Origin of the sequence: Aporhodopirellula aestuarii (assembly GCF_023701485.1) — a bacterium.
Lineage (GTDB): Bacteria > Planctomycetota > Planctomycetia > Pirellulales > Pirellulaceae > Rhodopirellula > Rhodopirellula aestuarii.
This window is the reverse complement of sequence record NZ_JAMQBK010000039.1, coordinates 305,228-323,298: the sequence shown is the minus strand read 5'-3', so window position 1 is coordinate 323,298 and position 18,071 is coordinate 305,228. Positions and strand designations below refer to the sequence as shown.

The window sequence follows — 18,071 nt, the reverse complement described above, 5'->3', positions numbered from 1 at the left end:
CCGTTTTACGGCCGGCAACTACGTCGAAACCAACGGCCGTTCGGCTTTCGAACTCTCTTGCTGTGCCATCACGTGTCTGACGTGCCCCAGCAATTCACGGAACGCGACCGGCTTGATCAGGTGCAGATGGAACCCGGCTTCCGCGGCGAGAACCCGGTCCGCCGGCCGCCCCCAGCCCGTCAACGCGATCATCCGCAAGTTATCGCTCGGTTGAGAACGTAAGATCCGGCGAGCCGTTTCGTAGCCGTCCATCCCCGGCAAACCGATGTCCATCACGATGACGTCTGGTCGAGAACTCCGGGCGAGCTGAACCGCTTCGAATCCATCGCTGGCGATCTCCACCTGGAACCCTTCGAACCGAAACAGCTCGGCCAAAATTGCTGTGGCATCAGCATTATCATCGACCAACAACAACGACTGACGCTTCGCCTCATCGACCGCTAAGTCCTGCGTGGCAACGTCAAAAGCTTGCTCCGCCGGCTCAAACAGATTGGCATCGGAATCTTCGTCCGCCGAGCTCTCAGCAACAGGCAACGTCACCGAAAAACAACTGCCCATCCCAGGACCGCGGCTGTGCGCCGAGAGCTGCCCGTGGTGCAAGGCAACCAACCGATTGACGATCGTCAAACCGACGCCGAGTCCACCGTATTCACGCGTCCGACTGCCGTCCATCTGCACAAACGGCTCCAAAATTCGGTCCGCTTGATCCGGATCAAAACCGATTCCGTTATCGGTCACAACAAGCGAAATGGCGTCATCAATCTGTTCAAGATGGAGCACAACGCGTCCGGTTTCGGGCGTGTACTTGGACGCGTTGCACAACAGATTCGCGGTCAATTGTGCCAACCGAACGCGGTCCCCTTCGATCCATACCGGTTGTTCGGGTAGCAATGCTTCGAATCGCTGAGCCTTGGATTCAAATGAACTCTCGACCATCTCAATCGCGTCACGCACCGCCTTCCGCAGATCCATCCGGCAAACCTGCAGTTCGACCTTTCCCTGACAGAATCGTGACACGTCGAGCAGATCTTCGGTGAGCCGAATCAAATGCAGCGTTTGGCGGTGTATCACGTCGCGAACGCGTCGAACGACATCGGGCGAATCCACCTTCCGTTCCAACAGAACGAGGCTCGATCGGATCGGCGCGAGCGGGTTGCGTAGTTCGTGTGCGAGCAGCGCCAAAAACTCATCTTTGCGAATGTCGGCGCGACGCAGGTCGTCACTGAGTCGTTGATTCTCCTCCGAACGAGTCTCCGCCAATCGCCGCTCCCGCTCCGCCCGTTCGAACAGGAAGATTGCCACACAGTTGACGAACACATAAATGACCAACTGCACCAGATCCGGTAAGTGGTGCACCCACAAATTCGCTGTAGGCAAGATAAAAAAGTAAGCCGCCGCAAAGGTGCCCAGCGCGATGGCGAGAACAGCGGGCCCGATACCGGCAATCCACGCGGTCAGTAAAACGCTAAGATAAAACAGGCTAAACGGACACTCCTCCTTGAGCCATGGTTGCAGCAGCGACCGCACCCAGATCATGACGCCAGTGCTAAGGATGGCGGTTCCGTAGCGGCAACCGAGGGCCGACCACGAACGGTCGTGACGATCGATCATGAAAAACGACATGAGCCGACTCCGTTTCCACCGACCCCGTTTTCAGCAAGGTTGTTTCCATCAAGCGATCGGGCACTGCCGATTTTCTCACCGGGCGTCTCCCCGCCATCACCTTGATTACCGTCGTCCTGCACTTCGGATTGTCCCGAACGCATTCTCGCACAATCCTCTGTAATCGCGTGAACGAGTTGTTCGACGTCGACGGGTTTGGCGAACCAGCGATCCCAACTGCGACCAACGGGTTCGTGATCACGAACACGACGTGAACCGGTCACCGCGTAGACGATGACGTCCCGCATCCGTTCGTTTTCACGTATCCGCAGCAACGCTTGCAGACCGTTGAACATCGGCATCTGCATGTCCATCAAAATGACGTCCGGCAAGATCGTCCATTGCTGCAGTTGCTCCAATGCTTCGGCGCCGTCGCGCGCGACATGGACAACAAACCCATATTTCGCCAACAACAACGTCAACAGTCCGCGTTCGTTGTCACTGTCCTCGACGACCAAGACATGCACTGGCGATTCGTCCTGCGAAGGCGCGGACGATGGCGTCTCGCTCAACATTGCCGGCGCGAACTTACGGTTGTCCTTGCCTAAATTGGAAATCAAGGTTTCCAGAACCGACTTCGCGTCCTCGGTTTGCCCCTGATCCAATCTCATTTGAATCACGTCGAGATACAGACCAAGCGTATTGAGCTGATTGCGACGCCAGTGCTCAGCATCGTCTGTCGAAGACGTACTCCGTTTCGGTTTCACCGCATCATAGGCTCCCGATTTTGGCTGTTCGGGAGGAGCATTCTCAAGCGATTCTTGCCTTAAGACCGTGATCTCCGGCGGCGCTTGGATGCCGACTTTGACGATCCGTCCCTTCACCTGAAGGATACTGAGCGTGACCCCGAGATTGGGAAAAGAAATCTGCTGCTGAGCACGACGCGATAAAACTAACATTACCGAAAGCCTCCCTGCCTAAACGATGTGAACGACGGACAGCGCCACCGGAGATACCGGTAGAACTTAAAATGCACGCTTATCGACAACCCACAACAACGGTTGTGGGTGCGAAACGCGATTGCCAACCGCCTATCTCATCATCGAAACACACGGGAGGCGCCGCCCAGCCTCGTCAGCGCATTCATTTGCACATCTCAGCGGGAAACTCGCTCGCAAATATACGATCGTTCGCTCAGGTCGGCAACTCACAATCCGCTCGAGAGTCGAGCCGCGCAGCGACACGCCGGCAAGCCAGGCAAACCACGCAGCCGTGGCAGAATGCGGAGACATGGTCGTTTATCGACCCGTCTTGTCGCCACAGGCGACGGTTTGGTATTCACCGTCTCGTTGAGATTCGTTCCAACCGACCACGCCGCCGCGCGAAGTTTCGCTCTTCAAAGAGCCTCACTCGCCAGGTCCCGGTCGCCTGCCTCACATCCTGCCTTTCCATAGAACCGCTGGCGTTCACGATACTACCCGTGCGTTCGTATTCTCTTTCACAACCGAGTGCCTCTCCCACCGGGCGAGCCCGTGGCAACGGGTTTCAACGGGTGCTGTGGCATGCCTTGCTCGCTTTGGTTATCGGCTGCGGAACCACCCGCGACCACCAAGCCACCGAACAATTGCTTCTGTCCGACGCCGTTGACCGCAGTGTTTCCACCATCGACTTTCGGCCCCTCGGCGGGGAGAAGGTTTTTCTCGACACGAGTTACCTACGCTCTGTCAAAAGCGACTCGTTCGTCAACGCAGACTATGTCACCAGCGCGCTACGCCAGCAGATCATGGCGGCGGGATGTTTGATTCAAGACAGCGTCAAAGACGCCGACATCGTGATCGAAGCCCGAATCGGAACGCTCGGCGCAGACGACCACCGCGTGACATTCGGTATCCCAGAAAACAATTCGATCGGTTCGGCAGCGTCGTTGATACCAAGCTCGCCCACGATCACTCAGGTTCCTGAAATCGCGCTCGCCCGACGAGACGCCCGCGAGGGAGCCGCCAAGATCGCCGCGTTCGCCTACGACCGCGAGACCCGCCAAGCGATTTGGCAATCGGGAATCAGTCAATCACGCTCCACCGCACGCGACACGTGGGTCATGGGAATCGGGCCATTCCAAGCCGGTTCCATTCGATCGGAAACACGTTTGGCAGGCAGCAAACTGCTCAAATTCGGAAGATCGCATACCGGTTCACCGCCGAAATCGTTCGACCGTCCCCCGGTGGATTACACCGCGGAAACACGCTTCGATGAGGGTTGGCCGGTACTCGACTCCGGGTCCGATGGCATGGGACGTGGGATGCTTCCGGGAACAGGTTTAGTTCCTGGCGACGACTTGCCACCGATGATCGCCAATGAGATCGATCCGGATCCCGAAACCGTCGTGCGCTAAGGACCACTCCGACAGTCACTCGCTGCTAATCGCTCACGGCCGACGATTTCTCATATCCGAGCGACCGCAAGACAACCAACATTTCGTCACAGGTAATGTAGCGACGGTGATGTTTTAGCTTGTAGGCATCAATCGCAGATGCGAGGTCACGTCCCTCGGCGGACAACCCTGAATGGCTGCTCCCGAATTGGCGACGTTCGACGCCTGCACGTCCCGCCGCCCCCGATCGACCAGAACTGCGGCGGTCCCGCAGGGGCCCCGGCTCAGACGACGGCTGAGTTGAATTTGTCGACTCGGGGATCGTAGGAAGCAAACCCATGGATGATGCGGTGGCGCGATCGTGTGCAATACTCGATCCCGAACTCAGACCACTACTGCAGTCGGAAGAACCAGGGAAATCAGAAAAAGCCGGAGAGAGTGTCATAAGCAAGGATCCTTGTCTGTAGCGAGAGTCCGTTTCCTCGAAACGAACGAGCGCTGCGTGGCGGGGACAATGGCTTGCTCAACTGACGGTCGCAATCTAATACGCGACCGGCCCACCGCGCCAGCAAACCGTTCATTGGCAAACCTAGGTCAAAATCTGCATCTGAGCCGACGGAATCTCCATTTTCCGGCACAGAAATGCGATGTGGACGCGAGGGTCCTGACATCTGCAAAAAGATCAACGAAGAAACCCAACCCCCCGGCTTGGCATGGGTGGGGGGGCGAGACAGACGGTGATCGGTGGCCCGGACGGGGTTTAATCGGGGTGCCCCACGACGCTCCGCTTCCCCGATCGTCGACAAAATGATCGCCACACGCGACCGCCGACACCGCCATCCGGGGGACAACAAACCGCCCCGAGGGTCGCAGCGTCGGCTGATCCATCGCTCACCCCCTTCCAGGCGGGCGACAGCGGCAAGTCAGAACGTAAACACCTGTAAAAATCCGGATTTGCCTGATCGTGTGCGTCAACGTCCTTCGAGCTTCAGTTGAGACGCAGCCCTACCGTCTACATTTGTACCCTTTGGCATTTCCTATTTGCGGATCAAGAGCAGGTGAACAACCGTCACCAAAAGAGGGGTACTATGGGCAGGCCACCACATCGAAAGAAACGGGTTTCCAGCCTTCAGATTGATGACGAAAGCCACCATATTTCCTTGCAACGGGGGCCTGTCTTACGCTACCATCGTTTGGTGTCATGAAATACTACTTTCAAAAAAGTAAACGCATGGCTCCAAATTTTCCGTCCAACGATCGATGCCAACCGAGCGGGCATCGTTGCTACCACGGCCGTAACCGATGGAGTTTTCCAACCATGAGCGCAGACTGGTTCTACATGAGCAGTGGCTGGTTCCACAAAGCGAAGCGGGTGGGCCCCATTAGCGAGCAGGACCTACTCCAGCGGATTGACGCAGGGAAGATTCAACCAGAGACGTTGGTGCAGAGCCACAAGACTCGTCAACGGTGGGTCCCGATGAGCACTGTCGGGCCCGCGATGGCTCGTTGGCTGGAGGCGAACCCGAACGCACAAGACAAAGTGACCTGAATCGATCGCCGTTTGGCACTGAAATAGCGTTATCTACACTTTGAAAGCTCTCAGCGAGCGAGTGCAGCGGAACGCTGTAGTATTTTGAAGCACCTGTTGCAAAATGCTACACCCTACAACCGGAACCCAATTCTGCCCTCGCTCGCCTGGAACGGGGGTTTTTTCGTGGAATCTCAGTTTTCGACAAATAAACTGAATCCATTCCGCACGCTTTCTCGTCACACCTTGTCCCAACTTACGAGTGATTCGCATGAAATCGCGAGCGTATCGCCTCACTTCTCTTCCCCATCTCGAGCCACCGATGATGACGCTACGTGCCGTACCGGCCCTCCCTGACATTCCTTACCAGCGTAAGCGTTGGCAATTTGCAAAATCCTCGTCTTTACTGATGGCCTGCCTGACGTTCGCGGTTTCCGCGGTCGCCATCAGTGGCCCCTCAGCGTTAGCGGGCGACCAACCGGCCGCGTCTTCAGACGCCGTCTTGTCGGGGGCAACCTCGGCACGGATCGTCAGCTACACCGGCAAGCAAGAAGCACCGGCGATTGCAATTTCGGTCCAGCCCGGAGCCGATGATGCCATCTTGGCTGCCGTGACGAACCAGCCGTCCGACGTGGTCGTGGTGGTGGACACATCGGCGAGCCAGGTGGGTGCGTTCCGCACCGACGCGATGACCGCAGTGAAAATGTTGTTGCGTCGCCTCGACGGTGAGAACACGCACGTGCAACTGTTCGCCGCTGACGTCGATTCGCTCGCCCTGACGAACCAATTCACCACGGCACTTGCCCCCGAGGTCATCACAGCGGTTCGTCAACTCGATCGGCGTTTGCCATTGGGAAACACCAACCTCGTCAAGATTCTCGACAACGTGCGAGCACCACTATCGGCACAAGACAAGAGCCATTCACGCTCGATCGTTTACATCGGTGACGGGACATCACTCGATGCGACTCAAAACGCGGCTCGCTTCGAGCGATTGATCGATGCGTTGCGGGCCGACCGGATCAGCGTTCACTCGATCGCCATCGGACCAACCAAGAACCTCGAAACGATTGCGATTCTGGCAAACCAAACCGGTGGCGTCCTCGGCGTTGTCGGTGACGATCCTGCCGTCGGTGGTCCAGCGGTGATCGCTCGCGGTGTGGCCGATTCGGCTTTGATGAGCCCAATTTGGATCGACGAAATCACATCTGCCGATTCCGACACCGATTCGGTGACTTGGGTACATGGCGACCGTTATCCACCGCTGCGATTGGATCGTGATTCGATCCTGATCGGCAGCGTGGCCGCGGCCACCAAAGAACTGTCTTTGACGATCCGCGGCTTGGTCGCAGGCCGATCGATCAGCCTCGGTCTCGATGGGGAAGTCGAAGCAAATAATCCTGACATGGCGTTCTTGCCCGGTTTGATTTCCGAGCACTCGGTCAATCGCGGTTTGATGCTTCCCACCGCCGGATCGCCGATGCTGCGTGAGACGGCGCAAATGCTCGCCCGACGCGCCGAGGCGTTAACCGAAGCGAGCAGCATGGCGTTGCAGCAAGGCAACAAACGCGGTGCCAAAGCCGTCGCCGAGCAAGCGCTCCGGGATGACCCGAACAACCAAGGCGCCAAGGCCATCCTGAAGATGTCGGACCCTTCCGAACAAACGCTCATCCTTCAAAACCCGAATGATGAGAACCCGTTCGACGATCTCTTCGGCGGAGACGGGGGTGCAATGGACGACGACCCATTCGGCAGTGACGAACCGGCCGCCGGTTCCGAACCCGCCGCGGACGCAGAGGATCCATTCGGCGATGCGATGGCCGATGAGCCCGCATTCGATGCACCCGCAGAAGCGCCTGCATCTAGCGATGATCCATTCGGTTCGTCCGAGCCAGCCGCTCCGATGACCGATAATACGGCGGCCCCCTCGGTTGCCGACGATCCGTTCGGTGCCGGAGATGCATTCGGTGCTGTCGGTGAACCAACCGTTGATCCACAACCAAGCCGCGACACAGCCCCCGCGGAACCTTTCGGTGCACCGCAGCCGTTCACGGCACCCGCGCAACCGTCGATGCTCGCCCCTGGCGGTGCATTCGGAATGCCCGTCGGCGACGATGAACTGCGAGAAACGGGTGGCGAGTTGATGGACCGCGTTGACAACTTGCGTTCGCGTGCCGAAGGCCGTTTGCGTGCCGAAGTGCGAGCTCAATTGCGTGAGGCCCGTCGATTGATTCGCCAGGACCCCATCGGAGTTGCCGGCAGTCTGAAGAGTCTGCTCGCTCGCGTGGAATCGACGCCCGATATCGACCCACAACTACGTCGTGAACTGATCGGTGAAGTGCGTGCGTCGATCCAAGTCGCCTCGGCACGTGAAGCCGAGTTCTTGGCTCAACAGGTCAACCTGCAAGCGATCTCGGCCGGTGCCACCGCTTCGGCACGACTGCTCGACGAAACATTCCGTCGAGAAGCCCGCTTGAAAACGTTGTCGGCGCAAATGAACGCGTTGATCGACGAAGGCCGATACACCGAGGCTGACGGCGGCGTTTCGTTGGAAATCGCTCGCATCGCTGGTGATACGATCACCGACGACAGCGTGCTCGGCCGACACGTGACCGACCAAACTCTCTGGTTGCAAACCTATGCTCGTGACCGACGTTATCGCGAACTGCGTGAACGTAACTTTATCGACGCATTCTCGTTGGTTCTCAAATCTGCGATCCCATTCGTCGATGAGCCACCAATCGTTTATCCCGATGCAGACGTTTGGCAACGCCTCAGCCGTCGCCGGATCGAACGTTATGGTGCGATCGAGTTGGTCGGCGATAGCGAAACCGAACGTCGAATCGAAGCGTCGCTTGACGACGAAACGTCCCAACGTTTCCCTGAGACGCCACTCAACGAAGCGATCCGCGTGCTCTCGGAAGCTCACGACATTCCTATTCGAATCAACCGAACGGCGATTGAAGCGATCGGTCTGACCGAAGATACCCCCGTCGACATTTCGCTCGACAACGTTTCCCTACGTTCGTTCTTGCGTCTGATGCTGCGTGACTTGGAACTCACCTACATGATCCAAGACGAAGTGCTCAACATCACGACCGAAGACGATGCCAATTCCAATCTCGTCACAAAAGTTTATCCGGTCGGTGACCTTGTCGTTCCCGTGATCTCCATGGGTGGTGGCGGCATGGGCGGTGGCATGGGCGGTGGCATGGGTGGCGGCATGGGCGGCGGCATGGGTGGCGGCGGCATGGGCGGCGGAATGGGCGGCATGGGCGGTGGCGGTATGGGCGGCGGCGGTATGGGCGGCGGTATGTTCGTCGTGCCTGACGACATCTCGCTCAAAGACAAAGCCCGTCAGCCCCAACCGAATGCTCCTCAAGCTCAACCTTCCCACACGAAGGATGCTGCCGCGGCGACCGCACCGGCACTTTCCCAGGACCCCAACGATTACGGCCCGATCCGTTTAACGGCCAAGGACGGCGAGTCCTTCGAAGATCGATGGCGTGACTACTTTGCCGGCCTGGCAATCGACTCGGTAGAGCAACTCACCGTGTTGGACCGCCGCGTCAAAGCGACGGTGGGTGAACTCAACATCAAGGCTTCGTCATTGCAAGAAGCAGGCAAGGAATCCGAAGCCCGTCAGAAGTTCGAAGAAATTCGAGCTGTGATCGGTGGGGCGATATCGGCCGGACACATCCAACCGTGGATGTATCAGGCTTACGCGATCGCGCTTGCCGCGACCAATGCCCCTGATTCCGAAGTCGAACGCGCGTTGTTGTCGGCAGTTGACTTTGCCGAGACCCCCGAAGACGTGCTGAACGTGATCGGTCGTCTCGAAGCGATCCGCTGCGATGCGGCTGCGATGAAATTGTGCCGTCAATTGTCGGCAGCTGATCCCGACCGACGTGAACCGTACGTCACCGGACTGCGTTTGGCCAAACGGCTCGGCAACGCCGAAGATTTGGCATGGGCCTGCGAAGGCGTGCTCGGCCAAGCCTGGCAACAGAAAATGCAGCCGCTTGTTGAAGAGGCCCGACTGCTGGCGCGTGCGACACATCAAGAGCTGGTCGAAAAAGGAGACACCGAAGGTGCCGCCCATTTCAGCGAAGCTCTCCGTCGCGCGTCTTCGCATGATGTGATCGTTCGGGTTTGCTGGACCGGCGACGCCGACATCGATCTGTCCGTTGAAGAACCTGCCGGAACCGTTTGCTCGTTGGAAACACCGACCAGTCCTGGTGGCGGCACGCTACTCGGCGATGCCTTCCCGGGGGCGGGCGATGACCCGACCGGTCAAGTCTGTGAAACCTATTTGTGCCCACGCGGCTTCAGCGGTGAATACCGCGTGATGTTGCGACGCATTTGGGGCAACGTGGCAACGGGTAAAGCGACCGTCGAAATCTTGACTGATGTCGGCCGGCCAACCCAAAGGTTCATCCGCCAGCAAGTTCCGCTGATGGAAAAGAACGCCCTGGTGATCTTCGAAGTCAAATCGGGCCAGCGAAAAGAAGAGCTCGCCGAAGCTCAGCTCGCCCACCTGCAAGACTTCGGTCGCAAAGCGGGCCGTGAAGTCCTCGGTCAATTTGCCGGTCCGGATGCCGGCGGCGGAGTGACAAACGGAGAGATCATCCAAGAGTTCTTGCGGGACTACCCTTCGCTGAGCTACTCCGGGTCGTCCGATTCGTCAATCGATCCACGTTTTCAAGGTGGCAACAACCGCGGATTCTTTCCACAAGGAGCCGTGGGGTATCGACCTGAAATTACGACGATCCCTGAAGGTGCCTCGTTGTTCGCGTTGGCGATTATCTCTGCGGACCGCCGTTACGTGCGGATCAGCCCTTCGCCGCAGTTCATCCAGATCGGCGACGTGACGACCTTCAACTTCGTTACCGGTGAAACCGGTGGTGGCGGTGGCGGTGGCGGCAACTGAGACACACCTCAGACGCCCATGGATTTGCGGCGTTCGCTATCAAGACGACTCCTCAACCCTGTGGCGGTGATTCTTCAACCGAAGATCACCACCGCAGGGTTTTTCGTTTCCATCACACGACGGGCAACGACATCTCCCGTCTCGTTGCTTCCTCCCAAACGCACCGCCGTTGCGGCAGTCTGCTGCGTCGGAGGCGCATTTTGAAGATGCGTGGTTTGGCAGTCTGAGTGGAGCAGACGGCGGAATTGCCGAAGCCGCGGGCGTGACGTGAGATTTTGAATCCGAACAGGTTTGATTTGGAGGTGCCTCCGTTTTTGCCGCTCCGGCATTCTCTGCGTCCTTGCCCGGCCGTTCGAACGGGCCGCTCTCAACGGGAAAAACGGTCGTTTTAAGCCGTCAGCATGACGCCGCCATCACGCTTGCCGACGCGATTGTGGGCGAAAAAATCTTGGCGGCAATTTTTCGATTTCGGCTCAAGTTTGCCATTCGATTGCTATTGACTGGTATTCCAAAGGTCACCAAACTCATGTCTTGCTTGTAACGAAGCGGCTAACCGGCGACATCTAGCGGGACACCACCCCAACCCGGTTGAGACACGACGCTACAGGGACGTACCGAATCGAAATTTGCCTCGGCAATTCGTTCGTATCACGACGCACAGGAAGTTTGCTTCGGCCTCTTCTGGAATTTGTCAATGATGCGGGCGGGGCCGGTCACTTAGGAAGGGTGATGCATCAATCGCAGTCGTGATTGAACAGGTTGACCGATTCACTAACGGCATCTGCTTTGAGCGTGATGGCCGGTGAGACGAACACGTCATTCGTGTTGACTCTCATCCGCACATTCACACGAGGGCAGACGCCACACCGCAATCGTGTCGGAGACAATCGAAAGCCCATTTCCATTTTTGGAATTCGTTTTCAATTGTTGACGACGTTACTGGCAGGAGCGCTGGTTTGTCATTCCAGACGGACTTCGACGTAAAAGAACGAGTGCGCAACGCGTCCGACATCGTTGATGTCATCGGTCGCGATCTCGAACTACGTCCCCAGGGGCGCAACTTCGTCGCCCGCTGTCCTTTCCATAATGACACCAAACCGTCGATGACGGTCAACCAAGAACGACAGTCTTGGAAATGCTGGGTCTGCGACATTGGCGGTGATGTTTTCAGTTTTGTGATGCAGCGGGAAGGAGTTGATTTCCCCGGGGCGTTGCGAATGCTCGCCGAACGCGCCGGAATTGAGCTCCCTGAATATCGAAAAGGGCCCAAAACTAAACCGGGTGATCCCGACGACAAGGCCACTCTCGCCGCAGCGATTGAGGAGGTCGCCCAGGCGTACTACGAACAACTCGATGGTCGCAAGTCCGATGACGCAAAAGCGGCCTGGGACTATCTCGCATCGCGTGGAATCGACGACGAAAACCGTCAACGATTTCGCATCGGCTTCGCTCCCGACTCGTGGGACTTCGCCGTCAATCTGCTCAAACGTAAGAACTATTCCGAACAAGTCGCCGTGGCCTGTGGCGTGGCAAAGCCGCGGAGCAACTCATCACGGGGTCAGTCATCGGGTAGCGATGGTTGCTACGACTTTTTCCGCGGCCGGTTGATGTTTCCGATCAACAACGCCCACGGCAAAGTCATCTCGCTTGGTGGCCGGATCATCCCCGCGATCGCCGAACGGACGGTAGCCGCCTCGGGTGGGAAAGCAACCGCGGGGGCCAAGTATTTCAACGGGCCTGAAACCCTTCTCTATCGCAAGTCGGCCGAGTTGTACGGCCTCGATCTCGCGCGTGACGCGATTCGCACCGCGGGCGAAGTGTTGGTCATGGAAGGTTACACCGACGTGGTGGCGACTCGCATGTCCGGCATCGAAAACGCCGTCGCCGTTCTCGGCACCGCGTTAACCGCCCAACACGTTCGCATGCTCAAGCGGTACGCTCCCCGCGTGGTGCTCGTTCTCGATGGCGATGACGCAGGACGCCGACGTGCCGAAGAAGTCCTTGAACTGTTTGTTACCGCCGATGCCGATCTGCGCATCCTGACGCTCCCCGACAACGCCGACCCCGCCGATTTCCTTGCCGCCCATCCTGCATCGGCGTTGCTCGAAATGGCTGCCAACTCGCCCGATGCGGTCGACCACAAGATCGCTCGATTGACCGACGGGGTCGACCTCACACGTGACACCCACCGCGTCACCTCCGCGATCGAAACCTTGCTCGGATTGTTCGTGAAGGTTCCACAGAGCGACGACCGTGCATCACTCAAGGTCGACCAGTTGCTGATGCGGATGAGCCGCACGTTTGAATTGCCGCTCGAACGATTGTCACGTCGACTGGAAGTCCTGCGGGCGGATCGAAAAGCAAGCGAATCCAAAAAGGCTCGGTATCAGCAGCAGGCAAAAGCTGACGCCGAAAAAGCCTCTCGCCCACCACAGCAACCATCGCCCGGCGCGACCTCATCCGGGGCGGGCTCACCCGACATGGGTTACCAAGACGACTACGCGAACTTCGGCTTCGACGATCCGTTCGCTTCGGCAGCGATGGAAGATGCGGCGATGTTCGGTATCGACGATTCCATGCCGGTACACGCCAGCCAGACATCCTCACGAAATGCCCCGCAGGCACGGCGGGTCGACGATTCGCAGTCGCAACCGCTCACCGGTGTGGACCGCGAACTGTTTGAAACGCTGTTGGAGAGCCCTGAAGTGGCGGCAATGGCAATCGAAGCAATCGACCCCGATTGGTTGCAATCGACCACCGCCAAAATGTTGCTCTCGGCGTACCAAGAACTCGACCTGCAAGGTCATGAGCTCAACGCCGACTCGCTGCTGACACTCCTCGAGAACGAGTTTCTCAAAAACCAAATCATCACGTTACAACAACGCGTTGACAGTCGGGCCGATCGCCTCGTTGATAGCCCACACGAACGTTACGCAACGATCCTCACGCGGTTCCATGAGCGTGAATTCGAAGCAGAGAAGTCACGCAAAATCGTCCAATTGGAATCGGCAACGCTACCCGAAGATGAAGAACTCGCCGTTCTGCAAGCGATCATCGCCGCCGAACGCATTCGCCACAGCCCGCGTTAACACACTCCGATCACCAATCGAAACCAAATTCTGTTTCCACACTCGAGCCGCGAGGTTTTAACCCCGAGATTCCCTCGAAACGAACCTGACCACTTTTACCCTCCCGCTTTCGAGCCCACGTCGGTTGACTTACACGAGCGTTCCCGCTCTCGGGCAAGTCACTCCCAGTGATCGAACTGACATCCGCAGGGTGTCATGCCAATCAAGCCGATGCGGGCTCACCGTCCTACGATGGGACGTGACCCTTTTAACACGAAGTTAGAAACATGCAATTGATGGACCAAAACCTCTCGCAACTCATCGCCCGTGGAGCCAAGGACGGCTACCTGACTTACGATGAGGTCAACGCTTATCTGCCCGACGAAGACGTCAACCCAGAGAAGCTCAACACATTGCTGCTCGCACTCGAACGGCGTGGCATCTCGCTGATCGAATCAACCGAAAAACAAGCACGCGTGGCCGCCGCGGTCAAGAAACCACGCCGCCCTTCCGAACCCAATGTTCCCGGCCTGCGTGAAGGCGATGACCTCTCCGGCGAGATGCGTGTCTTTGACGAAGAACTCGAAGTTTCGATCGATGATGCCGACGTTGACGACGAAGTATCCGCGGAAGCCAATGACGAGTTGACCGGAGTTGAAGACACCGGCGGACCAGTACTGGGTACGTCCGCCGACCTGCCGAAGGCGAGCGAAGATCCGATCCGCATGTACTTGAGCCAAATGGCCGAGATTCCATTGCTCACCCGTGAGCAAGAAATTTCGCTGGCTAAGAAGATTGAAATCACCCGCAAGCAGTACCGTCGCTCGCTGCTCGAAACCGACTACGCGATGCGTGCGACCGTGGATGTGCTCAAGAAAGTACACAGCGGCGAACTTCCGTTTGATCGCACGATCAAGGTCTCGCTTACCGAGCGCTTGACCAAAGAACAAATCTCGCAGCGGATGCCACACAACTTGCGAACGCTCGAGCCGTTGCTCGAACAAAACCAAGCCGACTTTGAAATTTTGGTCCGCCGCAGCGTCTCACCGCGTCTCAAAGCCGAAGTCCGCAACCGTTTCCTCCGCCGTCGTCGCAAATGCCTCGAACTGGTCGAAGAACTGAGCCTCCGCAGCCGCCGCGTGACTCCGCTGCTGCATCAACTCGAGAAAATCTCGGGACGCATGAACTATATCCGTGATCGCTTGACCACGCTTGGAAAGGACGCCATCAGTCGCGACGAAGCCGCCGACCTGCGTCAGGAACTTCGCGAACTGATGCTCGTCACCCAAGAGAGCCCGCGAAGTCTGCACAACCGCATGGTCCGAACCCGCAAGTTCTTTGACCAGTACGAAGCCACCAAACGAGAACTCAGCGCCGGTAATCTTCGGCTCGTAGTTTCGATCGCTAAAAAGTATCGCAACCGCGGCCTGTCTTTCTTGGACCTGATCCAAGAAGGCAACACCGGCTTGATGCGGGCAGTCGACAAATACGAATATCGCCGAGGCTTTAAATTCAGCACATACGCGACGTGGTGGATTCGCCAGGCGATCACCCGTGCGATCGCTGACCAAGCTCGTACGATCCGCATTCCTGTGCACATGATCGACGTCCTCAGCAAACTGCGTCAGGCACAAAAACGCCTCACGCAAACCCTCCGCCGCGAGCCGACCTACGAAGAGATCGCCGAAGACACCGAAGTGCCGATCGAAGAAGTCCGTCGCGTCATGGACATCGGCCGCCATCCCGTCAGCCTCGACCGCCCCGTCGGCGAAGGCGAAGACAGCAGTTTTGGTGAATTCATTCAAGACAACGAGAACGACAACCCCGTCCGCATGGCTGCCAGCGGCATGTTGCGAAATAAAATCGATGATTTGCTCAAGACGCTGACGTTCCGCGAACGCGAAATCATTCGTTTGCGTTATGGCCTCGTCGATGGCTACAGCTACACGCTCGAAGAGTGCGGACGCATCTTCAAAGTGACTCGCGAACGGGTTCGACAAATCGAAGCCAAAGCGGTCGCGAAACTGCAAAGCCCTTCGCGTGCCGAACGTTTGTCGTCGTACCTCAACCCGGCTGCCTAACGACGCGGCCAAACACGGAGAGCGAACGATCAGATGGGTGTTTCGAGTCTGACACGTGCTGTCGGCTCAAGACGCCAGCGTGATGAAAAAAAAACGGCGGATGCCACGTGCCCAAACGTCGCCCCGCCGTCTCTTTATCAACTACGAGAAGCTTTCAATCCAATGATCGATGTCGCAATCCCACACCACGACGAATCAATGAACCGACCTCTTCGGCCTGGCGTCGGGTCCTCCACTTGGTTGACCGCGCCGGCTATTCGCTATTGTTCGGCACAATCCGTCTCATAGGAGGATTGGAACTTACCTAGAAATACGGTTTCGTCTGCGCCGCTCGGTAAACTTTGCCGATTAAGCAGTCCGCTCGTCGTTCACGTACTCAAATTTCCATCTTGCCAGTACGAAGCTGGGTGTGAAATACTCCACTCGTCTGGTCCCTCTCAATCGTTCCAAGCAAGGATGCTCCCGTGGCCATTGGACCTCTCGTCGACGTTACCTCGTTCACCGTCGACCAACTTTACGACCTCTACTACGCAGTTGCAGAAAAAGATCATGCCTTTCGGCTGCAATCACTTTACGGTGAGGTGCCGCCTCCGGTCGGCCACTGCGTCTTCCGACCGCTCAGTCGGGAAGGCTTCACGCAGCGGGTCCTGCACTATGACTCCCTGGACGGCGGCCAGATCGGACGCTCATTGCGAAACCGGCTGGCACGTCAGGCAGCTGCCTACGGGGTGAAGGTTTCCAAAGTGACCTCTACCAAGCGCGCGGCCTAAATCGCTATCGCCTTCGCGAACCAGCGATTCGATGACAACGCCGAAATTCATCGGCAATATCCGTTTACGGAGTAATACCGGTGACTAAAACGTCAACCAATCTGCTGCTTTCGATCCTGCGTGCTGCCCACTGCCGCAGCACGCACCACCATTTTGCCATCGACGCAATACCGCTCGTCGGGACCCCCGCTGGCGAGCGATTCGTTGGGCATCTCCTTCGGCACCATCACCGCTATTTGGCGGGTGCCAAAGATCCTGACGTGCGATTTCGGGATTTCCAAAACCACGTCATCCACGTCGATGACGGGTACTGGGGAGGGGCACCTCGGGTAGCCCACCAGTGGTATGACCGGCTGCAACGCTACATGCGGACGAATCGTTGGAGCGACGCCGCCCATGCCGCGGGAGTCCTGAGCCACTACTTCACCGACCCGATTCAGCCGCTGCACACGGCACAAACTCCCGTCGAGAAGGTTCTGCACCGGCCGATCGAGTGGAGCGTCACGAAATCCTACCCGGCCCTTTTCGCCCAGTGGCAAAATGATCCTTCGCGAATCGTTTTTCAACTGTCGGACAGCCCCGGATGGCTCGGCGAGGCGATTTTGTCCTCGGCCCGCGTCGCCCACCAACACTACGAAACTCTCCTCAACCACTACGATCTCAAGGCCGGCCGCAGCAACCCACCGGCGGGCCTCGACAGCGTTTCCCGAGGATGCCTCGCGCAGCTGATCGGGTTGTGCGTCACAGGCTGGGCACGCGTGATCGAACGAGCCGCTCTCGAGGCGGAATCATCCCGCAACCAACCGATCCCGCAACAGGGGACGACTCTGGCAATCGTGTTAGCCGGCATCCGGACGCCGCACCAACACTGGATCCGGCGGATTGAACACAAAATCGAACAAAAAAAGATCACCGCACTGATCGACGAATTCGAAGCGACCGGAACACTGAGCAAAAACCTGCCCAGCGAGCTGCGAGTCATGGAAAAGGTGCGGCACATTTATACGAAAGAGCGTGAATACAATCGGCTCCGGGCCGAGCGTCAAACTGGCTCGACGATCCAAATCCTGCAAGAGGGCGACGCGGACGTCAAAAAGATCAACAAACCAACCATTCAGGCAACAGCGACTCCACAACGCGACGAGACCGATTCGGCACCGATCACGATCCCATTTGTTTCTCCGCAGTCGGAAAACGTCCGATTGCGTGTCGAAGATCCACTCGTGGACGCTCCGTCGATCGGATCCAAGACCGCTGCACGGTTCGCCAAGCTCGGGATTCACTCGGTCGGAGACTTTTTGGCAGCCGATCCGGTGGATCTCGCCGCGAAACTCGCCACCCGCTGGATCACCCACGACACGCTTCGCGCATGGCGTTGTCAGGCGATCTTGATGTGTCAATTGCCCGACATGTTGGCCCGCGAGACCCAACTCCTCGTCGGTTCGGGTTTCACGACCGCTGACAGCATCGCAAAGTCGAACGTCGAAGCGCTTTCTCAAGCGATCCAGGAGTACGCATCAACCTACTCAGGTCGACGCTATTTACGCGGCGCCGAACCGCCCGATCGCGACCGCATCGACACCTGGATCGGCGAAGCGGCACTCGCGATGGTTCGGCAAAAACGGGCGGTCGCCCGCATGAATACCGTCAATAGCGACCCGGCACAAAACCAATCGTCCCGCGCCGCCTAAGATCCCCCGATGGATTTCCGACGGTTCACG

The 18,071-nt window shown here is 57.9% G+C and carries 10 protein-coding genes; 7 read left to right on the top strand and 3 right to left on the bottom strand.

Going from position 1 to position 18,071, the window contains the following annotated elements:
* Positions 1-18: 18 nt before the first annotated feature.
* Positions 19-1,623: an ATP-binding response regulator gene (locus NB063_RS15425; RefSeq protein ID WP_250929627.1), complete on the bottom strand. Its 1,605-nt coding sequence runs from the start codon at positions 1,621-1,623 to the stop codon at positions 19-21.
* On the bottom strand, positions 1,608-2,561 hold the full coding sequence (locus tag NB063_RS15420; protein ID WP_250929626.1) for a response regulator: 954 nt from the start codon (positions 2,559-2,561) through the stop codon (positions 1,608-1,610). Before NB063_RS15420 ends, NB063_RS15425 begins: the two co-directional genes overlap by 16 nt.
* A 521-nt stretch (positions 2,562-3,082) precedes the next feature.
* Between NB063_RS15420 and NB063_RS15415 the strand changes: the two genes are divergently transcribed.
* Complete coding sequence (locus tag NB063_RS15415; protein ID WP_250929625.1) at positions 3,083-3,994, top strand: DUF6655 family protein; 912 nt, start codon at positions 3,083-3,085, stop codon at positions 3,992-3,994.
* A 25-nt stretch (positions 3,995-4,019) separates the two neighbouring features.
* Here the strand turns inward: NB063_RS15415 and NB063_RS15410 are convergent, their stop codons facing one another.
* Positions 4,020-4,313 carry a hypothetical protein gene (locus NB063_RS15410; RefSeq protein ID WP_250929624.1) on the bottom strand — a complete coding sequence of 98 codons (294 nt, stop codon included), beginning with the start codon at positions 4,311-4,313 and terminating at the stop codon, positions 4,020-4,022.
* Positions 4,314-5,291: 978 nt separating this feature from the next.
* Here NB063_RS15410 and NB063_RS15405 point away from each other — a divergent pair.
* The 6 genes from NB063_RS15405 to NB063_RS15380 all read left to right on the top strand — a co-directional run bounded on the left by NB063_RS15405 (position 5,292) and on the right by NB063_RS15380 (position 18,041).
* Positions 5,292-5,522, top strand: coding sequence for a GYF domain-containing protein (locus NB063_RS15405; RefSeq protein WP_250929623.1), 231 nt, complete (start codon positions 5,292-5,294; stop codon positions 5,520-5,522).
* A gap of 250 nt (positions 5,523-5,772) precedes the next feature.
* On the top strand, positions 5,773-10,431 hold the full coding sequence (locus tag NB063_RS15400) for a VWA domain-containing protein (protein WP_250929622.1): 4,659 nt from the start codon (positions 5,773-5,775) through the stop codon (positions 10,429-10,431).
* 992 nt (positions 10,432-11,423) lie between these two features.
* Positions 11,424-13,520 carry a DNA primase gene (gene dnaG / locus NB063_RS15395; protein WP_407652645.1) on the top strand — a complete coding sequence of 699 codons (2,097 nt, stop codon included), beginning with the start codon at positions 11,424-11,426 and terminating at the stop codon, positions 13,518-13,520.
* A 266-nt stretch (positions 13,521-13,786) separates the two neighbouring features.
* Entirely contained in the window at positions 13,787-15,580 is a 1,794-nt protein-coding gene (locus tag NB063_RS15390; RefSeq protein WP_250929620.1) for a sigma-70 family RNA polymerase sigma factor, read from the top strand.
* A 464-nt stretch (positions 15,581-16,044) separates the two neighbouring features.
* Positions 16,045-16,350, top strand: a complete 306-nt coding sequence (locus NB063_RS15385) for a hypothetical protein (RefSeq protein ID WP_250929619.1) — start codon at positions 16,045-16,047, stop codon at positions 16,348-16,350.
* Positions 16,351-16,430: 80 nt separating this feature from the next.
* Positions 16,431-18,041: a DUF4332 domain-containing protein gene (locus NB063_RS15380; RefSeq protein ID WP_250929618.1), complete on the top strand. Its 1,611-nt coding sequence runs from the start codon at positions 16,431-16,433 to the stop codon at positions 18,039-18,041.
* The last annotated feature ends 30 nt before the right edge of the window (positions 18,042-18,071 follow it).